Raw genomic sequence first — 2,004 nt, forward strand, 5'->3', positions numbered from 1 at the left:
CTTTGTGGAAGAGTAGGTTGTCGCCAGGTAATGTGGCTAAATAGCTCAGTCGGTAGAGCAGAGGACTGAAAATCCTCGTGTCCCTGGTTCGATTCCAGGTCTAGCCACCAAAAAACGTCTTAGATAATTCTAAGACGTTTTTTTTTATTTATGTTTTATGTTGTATTTATATATCGTCAATTTGCCAATCAATAACTTTCTTACCTACTGAAATTAAAAAATCATTAGTCTTGGAAAAAGGTTTACTGTTAAAGAAACCTCTGTGTGCGGATAATGGACTTGGATGAACAGACTTTATTATGTAATGTATTGGATTTGTTAAAAGTGATTGTTTTGCTTGAGCATTATTACCCCATAAGATAAAGACTATAGGGGTTGTTTTTTCATTTAACAAAGTAACAATTCTATTCGTGAAATTTTCCCAACCCATATTTTTATGAGAATTAGCTTCTCCAGATCTAACGGTAAGTACAGTGTTTAATAATAAAACACCTTGATCAGTCCATTTTTTTAAATACCCATTATTAGGAATATAACAACCTAGATCTTTATTTAATTCTTTATAAATATTTAACAAAGAAGGCGGAATAGGCGTACCCTCTTTTACAGAAAAACTTAAACCATGAGCTTGGTTGGAGCCATGGTAGGGATCTTGCCCTATTATGACAACTTTTACATCATTATAGGATGTATATTTAATTGCATTAAATATATCATACGCATTAGGATATATCTGTTTTGTTTGATATTCTCGTATTAGAAAACGTCTCAATTTTAAGTAATAATCTTTATTAAATTCGTCTGATAAAAGTTCCTTCCAATCATTTACTAAAACATTCATAAAATCACCTCATCTAAGTGTATCATAAATGCAGTAACTTTTATGATGTAAGTAGGTATATATACTCTAATTTCTATGCGTATAGCATTAAGTGATATAAAAAAGTTATAAATGGTTTAAACAGAAAAAAATCGTTTTAATTGTATCAGAATATAAAAAGAGAGTAAGTGATGCAATAATTAATAATTGCAATAAAGGAGTAATTATTTTATATATTTCAAAATATCAATCTGATTTTTAATTAATATAAAAGCTGTTATCACAAAAGCATGTAACTTTTTACATGCTTTTATTATATTATAGATTTACTTAGCAATTATATAATTTGTAGATTGTAGATTGTAGTAATAAAATAATGGTAAAAGGGAAACAATAAATATGTGGTGTGAAAGTTAAGGCGATGGGACAACAATAAGAACAAAAAATGACAGATATTAAATCTACTTATATTAATGGATTAGGAGATGTATTTTAATGAAAATAGTTAAGGTAAGAAAAAATGCAGATGGAGATATTACAAATGTATTAACTAGTACCGGTGAAGAATTAGATGTGAGTAAAGCAGTGGCTTTAGCAAAGAATGGGACAGTGGAGTCAGTGGTTATTGGTAAAAATAGGAATGGAAATGAGGTTATAAAATCTTCACCTAATAGTACAAGAGAAGATAACTTAGATAACCTTCCAATTTTCTAGTACTAAAGCTGTAAGCTTTCTTCAACATGTATTTTTATAAATGTTGAAGGCTTACATTTTACAATAGTGGGAAGAATATGTAGTGTTAACTTAAATGAAGTATACTTTTCCTAGTGTGTCAACATGAAAAAAAATAAGTATTTGGTAGGATTACAGAGGTAATTGTATATAATTGTCGTATTAAAGAAAAATATTAATAATCATTATCTCCAAAGATGATAATATATTACTTGTCGTTGCAATTCAGTATCGATGAAGTAGGAATCATGAGGAATTAATAGTTAAATTATTTTAAATAACTGTTGACAACCTTAAGAATAATTGATATAATAGTATGAGTCATCACATGATGACAATTTAAGTTGGTCTTTGAAAATTAAACAGAGAATAGGTAAAGAAATGAAATAATATTTTGTTTTAACCAGTTAATTACTTTAGTATAAAGTAAAATTTAGTCGTAAGACTAAAAG

Annotated in this window: 2 protein-coding genes and 1 tRNA gene; 2 read left to right on the plus strand and 1 reads right to left on the minus strand. The window is 28.1% G+C overall.

Annotated elements, in window-relative coordinates; translation table 11 throughout:
• Positions 1-34 precede the first annotated feature (34 nt).
• A tRNA-Phe gene (locus tag KPL38_RS19030) sits at positions 35-110 on the plus strand.
• Between the two features lie 56 nt (positions 111-166).
• Here KPL38_RS19030 and KPL38_RS19035 read toward each other — a convergent pair.
• Positions 167-841, minus strand: a complete 675-nt coding sequence (locus KPL38_RS19035) for a uracil-DNA glycosylase (protein ID WP_216290707.1) — start codon at positions 839-841, stop codon at positions 167-169.
• Between the two features lie 474 nt (positions 842-1,315).
• On the opposite strand from KPL38_RS19035, the gene KPL38_RS19040 reads away from it, so the two are divergent.
• Positions 1,316-1,534: a DUF3892 domain-containing protein gene (locus tag KPL38_RS19040; protein ID WP_216290708.1), complete on the plus strand. Its 219-nt coding sequence runs from the start codon at positions 1,316-1,318 to the stop codon at positions 1,532-1,534.
• The last annotated feature ends 470 nt before the right edge of the window (positions 1,535-2,004 follow it).

The organism is Clostridium psychrophilum, from assembly GCF_018861705.1.
GTDB lineage: Bacteria > Bacillota > Clostridia > Clostridiales > Clostridiaceae > Clostridium_AD > Clostridium_AD psychrophilum.

What these genes read in the sequence shown, in the direction of transcription:
- KPL38_RS19035 (WP_216290707.1), bottom strand. Translation starts at nt 841, where the DNA reads ATGAATGTTTTAGTAAATGATTGGAAGGAACTTTTATCAGACGAATTT.
- KPL38_RS19040 (WP_216290708.1), top strand. Translation starts at nt 1,316, where the DNA reads ATGAAAATAGTTAAGGTAAGAAAAAATGCAGATGGAGATATTACAAAT.